The organism is Hominilimicola sp. (assembly GCF_046972485.1).
GTDB classification, from domain to species: Bacteria; Bacillota; Clostridia; order UBA1381; family UBA1381; genus Hominilimicola; species Hominilimicola fabiformis.
Window position 1 is genome coordinate 1 of sequence record NZ_JBKVWU010000141.1, and the last position, 5,343, is coordinate 5,343.

The following is a 5,343-nucleotide window of genomic DNA, read 5'->3' on the forward strand; positions in this document are numbered from 1 at the left end:
GGACAGAAAATGCTCCTGACGGCAGGCTTTATGGCAATGGCAACGCTTTTGTCAAAGGTACTCGGACTTGTAAGAGATTCGCTTTTAACAGCATATTTCGGTTCCGGCTTGGAGTCGGACGCATTTTTAACCGCGTCAACTATTCCTACAACGTTGTTTGATGTCATAATCGGCGGAGTTATCTCTGCGGCATTTATACCTGTTTTCAACGATATAATGTCGAAAAGAGGCAAAGACGAGGCAATGAAATTTGTCAATAAGTTCGTAACGCTTATTGTCTGTATAACCTTATTTATCGTTGTGGGCGGAATAATTTTCAGAGATGTACTTGTGAACATACAAGCACCGAATTATACAGCCGACAAGCACAATCTTGCGGCACAGCTTACCGCGATAATGTTCCCGATGGTAATATTTACGGGACTGGCGTTTTCATTTGTTGGATTGTTGCAGTCATTCGGCGAGTACAATATTCCGTCAATAATAAGCCTTGTATCGAATTTGGCTATTATACTTTATTATGTGGTATTCGGCAAGAAGTTCGGTATTTACGGCTTGTCGGTAACAATGGTTATTGCGTGGAGCTTGCAGTTTATAATACTGATACCTTGGATAAAAAAATTCGGAGTAAAGTACAGGCCTGATTTTAAGTTTAAAGATCCGTATATAAAGCAAATGCTTTTGCTTGCAGGACCTATGCTTATATCCACTTGGGTACAACCGCTTTATTCGATAGTCAATCAAAGATTTGCGTCAAACATCGATTCTGCGGTAACATATATTCAGCAGTCGAACAGACTGTATATAATCGTTGTCGGAGTATTCAGTTTTGTGGTTACAAACTTGATATTCCCAAAACTTGCACGTGCGGTTGCGGACGGAAACGACAATGAGGCGAAAAAACTTACAGTAAGCTCAATGCGTGCGATTGTGCTTGTAATAGCACCGCTTATGGCAGGATTTATAGTTCTTTCAAAACCGATTGCGTCTGTTATTTACGGTTACGGCAAAATGGGTGCAGAGGACGTTGAGGCAATAAGCACATTACTTAAATTCTATTCTGTCGGTATGCTTGGACTCGGACTTAATGAGATTTTATCAAAAGCATTTTTCTCGCTGCAGGATAGCAGAACACCTATGAGAAACTCGGTTATAAGTATGGTTATAAATATTTTGCTTGCGTATGTACTGTATAATGTAATGGCAACCAACGGACTTGCACTTGCGGCGGCAGGCGGTTCAATCGTGAATGCGGTTTTGAACTGGTTCTGTATGCACAGAAAGTATCCCGATATGATAAAAGGCAGAGATATTTTGAATATGATAAAAGCCGTTATATCGGCGGCTGTTATGGGAGTAGGCGTATTCTTCGTTTACGGATTTGTAGGTGCAAGATTTGACGGTGTTGTAGGAAATATCCTCACTTGCGGTATATGCGGTGTGACAGGAGTTATAATATACGGTATTATGATTTTTGTTACGGGCGAGGACGATATAAAAAGTATTATAAAAAAGAAAGGGTGAGAAGATGAATAGTTTTATTCTGTCTTCAATAGCGGCATTTTGTCACAGCTTTGCAAATGCGTTCAGAAAAAGCGGACTTTGCAAATTGCTTATGAAGATATATAACGGAATATCAGGTTCTTGGAAAAACAGTTCTGTTATGACTTGGATCAGAAATATAGGTCAAAACGAGTCAAACAGTGTTGCAGTAAGAATTGTCAGATGTCCGTTTACGTTTTTAACTTTTATAAAAAAGAAAATCGGAAAATTTGTGGAAAGCAACATAAAAAACAGTTTTATATGTCATTGGGCGAGAGTATATATACAGAATTTTATGGCGGTGAATACACGCTTTTTCGGTATAATGATTCTTGCAACGGTTGTATGTTACAGTATTGTAGGTATGCACCTGTCGAAAATCGCTTTGATTGTCGGTGTTATCGGCGCGATTATGAGTGTGTTTAACTTCAATCTTATGTCGTTTTTAAATCCGAGTAAGGTCGTAAGTGTAATCAAAAGTGCGGCAGGATTTAAAAATCTTGATTTTGAATTTTACGATGAAAAGTATACAAACGGCAAGCTAAGACTTGTACTTGCACTTTTGTGCGGTATTATTGTCGGAGCGGTAATGAGCGTTTCAAAGCTTTACGGCTTGGCAATACCTTTTGCTCTGTTCGGTATGGTGCTTGTTATGTATGCACCGATTACGGGTGTATATGCGGCGGTATTTTTAGCACCTTTTATGCCGACAATGATACTTGCCGGTATATGTTTGTGGACGGCTTTGTCACTTGTTATTAAATCGCTTTCGGACGAAAACTTCAAGTGGAAGTTTGACGGCGTGGGTATGTGTATATTACTTCTTTTGGGAGTATTGCTTGTATCGTCACTTGCATCATTCGCAAGAATGGGAAGTCTTAAAGTATGGGCGATGTATCTTGTATTCCTAACATTCTACTTTGTTGTAGTGAATACGGTTAAGACAAAGGAACAACTTTACGGATTGTTTAAGATATTTGTTATATCGGGTGCACTGGTTGCACTTTACGGTGTAATGCAGTACGCATTCGGTTGGACAACTTCAAATGCGTGGATTGATGAAGAAATGTTTGAAGACGCAACAATGCGTGTATATTCAACACTTGGCAATCCGAACGTACTGGGCGAATACTTGCTTTTGGTACTTCCTGTTGCGGCGGTATATATGCTTAAAAACAAGTGGAAAGAACTTTCAAAATGGGCGTACGGATTAATGTTCCTTGTGCTTGCGTTGTGTCTGGTACTTACACAGTCAAGAGGCTGTTGGATCGGCTTTATGCTGAGCGTAGTTATATTCGTAACATTCTATGAAGGAAAATGGTGGGGCTTTATACCGATTGTGTTGTGTATATTGCCGTTTATCATACCGCAGACTATTGTTGACCGTATAATGAGTGTCGGCAATATGGAGGACTCGTCAACATCGTATCGTGTATATATTTGGATGGGTACGCTCGGAATGATGAAACATTATTGGCTCGGCGGTATAGGTATGGGCGAGGCGGCATTTTCACAGGTATATCCTTTCTTCTCATACAACGCTATCATAGCACCTCATTCACACAACTTGTTCTTACAACTTCTTGTTGAGGCAGGCATAAGCGGACTGGGAGTATTCTTGGTAATGCAAATTGTATTTGTAAAGAAAATGTCTGATGTATACAGAATGGATGATAAAAAGAGCATGGACTCAATGCTTGCATTGGCTTTGGGCAGCGGTGTAATAGGATTTTTGGCACAGAGTATGTTTGACTATACATTCTACAACTACAGAGTAATGGCAGTATTCTTTATGGTGTTAGGTTTGGGTTTAGCGTTGAAACACTTAAAAACGACTGACTAAAATTGCCCGCAGCACCACTTTTTGCTCGGGGCAGTACCCATGTACGGCACCGTGAGCTGCAAAGCGGTACTGTGAACAATTTTTAAATTAGTTTGGAATTTCTGTGAAAGGAGTAATCTATGAAAAAAATAAAAGTAATAGAAGTGTCCTCGGATACAAATATAGGCGGTGCTGGAAAATGTCTTCTTACACTGCTTGAAAATTTTGATTACAACACATTTGACGTAAAAGTAGTTCTTCCGAAAAACAGCCTTTTAAAACCGCATATTGACAAGATGAATATACCTGTAATCGAGGTTGACGGAATTGCGGATAAGTCGCTTGATTTTGCGGCGGTAAAGAAACTTAGAATGATATTTAAACGTGAAAAACCGGATATTGTTCATACTCATGCAAGTATGTCAGCAAGAATTGCGGCAAAACAAGCGGGTGCAAAGGTTGTTTATACGCGTCACAGCGTATTTGAACCGTCAAAGAAAATATCAAGAGGTATCGGCAAGGTTATAAACGGAATGATTAACAATCATTATGCGGACAGTATTATTGCCGTTGCAGAGGCGGCAAAGGACAACCTTACTGATACGGGTGTTAAGGAAAGCAAGATAAAAGTCATTTTAAACGGCGTTGACGGACTTACACCTGTTTCGACAGACGAAAAACGAATTATAAAAGAACGCTTCAATCTTCCCGACGGATATAAAGCGGTGTCAATCGTTGCACGTCTTGAGGATATAAAAGGTCACGATTATTTTATCGAGGCGGCGGACAGACTTTTGCAAAAAGGAATAAAAGCAAGATTTTATATTGCCGGTACAGGTTCATATGAAAATCACTTAAAAGAAAAAGTTAAAAATATGAACAGACAGGAACAGATTATATTTACCGGTTTTATATCTGATGTAGATAAACTTATGAGTATAACCGATGTTCAGGCAAATGCATCATTCGGTACAGAGGCTACATCGCTTGCTTTACTTGAAGGTATGAGTCTTGGAATACCGGCAGTCGTTTCGGATTTCGGAGGTAATCCGGGGGTTATAAAGAACGGACAAAACGGATATATCGTTCCGAAACAAAATTCAAAGGCTTTGGCTGATAATCTTGAAGTATTGCTTACAGACCAAAAACTTTACGATTATATGTCGCAAGGTGCTAAAAAGATATTCCGAAAGACTTTTACGGCACAGGCGATGACGAAACAAACAGAACAAGTATATCTTGATTTGATGAAATAAGGAGGATAAATAAATGTCAGAGAAGAAAGCAAAATTCACTGCGATAGACGCAATAATAATCTTGGTTATACTTGCGGTTATCGTTGTTGGTGCAATTAAAATTCTTCCGTCGTTTACAAACGGAAGTGAAAAAGAAAAGGTTGATTTTACAGTTATGGTTCAAAACAAAGACGAGGACTTTGCAAATGCAATCACGATAGGTGATGACGTAACAATCAGCCTTACGGAAAAAGACGGCGGAGTTGTGAAAAATGTTGAATCAAAACCGGCTGTAACTATGGTTTACAACAGTATTGACGGTACTTACTCAAACGAAGTTATAGAAGGTAAATATGACGTGTATGTGACGATTGAGGCTGATACGGATGTTTCTGATCTTGCTATAAAGGCAGGAGGTACGGCAGTTAAAGTCGGCGCGGAAATACCTGTAAGAGGTAAAGGCTATGCGTCAACAGGCTATGTTATAGGAATAGATGACTAAAGGAGGTATGTATCGTGGATAAGAACGGAAAAATCGGCGGAAAAGTAAGCATTATTGATATTCTTGTTGTTGTGCTTGTCGTTGCCGTAATAGTGGGGATTGTGGCAAGATACGGCAGCAGTGTTACGGGTGCGGTTAAATCAAATAAACAGTTTGAATATGTACTTAAAGTTGAAAGCGTAAGACAGTATACTGTTGACGCACTTGAGAAAAAAGGCAAGGTTACAGATAAAAAGTCTGAA

At 39.4% G+C, this 5,343-nt stretch carries 5 protein-coding genes; all 5 read left to right on the forward strand.

Annotation, left to right across the window (positions count from 1 at the left end; translation table 11 throughout):
• On the forward strand, positions 1-1,524 hold a 1,524-nt coding region (gene murJ, locus ACLTU0_RS10580), incomplete at its 5' end, for a murein biosynthesis integral membrane protein MurJ (RefSeq protein WP_412322401.1).
• Positions 1,525-1,528: 4 nt separating this feature from the next.
• Positions 1,529-3,385 (forward strand): O-antigen ligase family protein, encoded by a 1,857-nt coding sequence (locus tag ACLTU0_RS10585; protein WP_412322403.1) that lies wholly within the window; start codon positions 1,529-1,531, stop codon positions 3,383-3,385.
• Between the two features lie 119 nt (positions 3,386-3,504).
• Positions 3,505-4,620 carry a glycosyltransferase family 4 protein gene (locus tag ACLTU0_RS10590; protein ID WP_412322404.1) on the forward strand — a complete coding sequence of 372 codons (1,116 nt, stop codon included), beginning with the start codon at positions 3,505-3,507 and terminating at the stop codon, positions 4,618-4,620.
• Positions 4,621-4,633: 13 nt separating this feature from the next.
• The gene (locus ACLTU0_RS10595) at positions 4,634-5,101 is read left to right on the forward strand and encodes a DUF4330 domain-containing protein (protein ID WP_412322405.1); all 468 of its coding nucleotides are present in this window, start codon (positions 4,634-4,636) and stop codon (positions 5,099-5,101) included.
• 14 nt (positions 5,102-5,115) lie between these two features.
• A partial coding sequence (locus ACLTU0_RS10600) for a DUF4330 family protein (protein WP_412322406.1) occupies positions 5,116-5,343 on the forward strand: 228 nt, incomplete at its 3' end.

Bases quoted from the DNA above. Each gene is read 5' to 3' on its own strand.
- ACLTU0_RS10585 (WP_412322403.1), top strand. From the start codon at position 1,529: ATGAATAGTTTTATTCTGTCTTCAATAGCGGCATTTTGTCACAGCTTT.
- ACLTU0_RS10590 (WP_412322404.1), top strand. From the start codon at position 3,505: ATGAAAAAAATAAAAGTAATAGAAGTGTCCTCGGATACAAATATAGGC.
- ACLTU0_RS10595 (WP_412322405.1), top strand. From the start codon at position 4,634: ATGTCAGAGAAGAAAGCAAAATTCACTGCGATAGACGCAATAATAATC.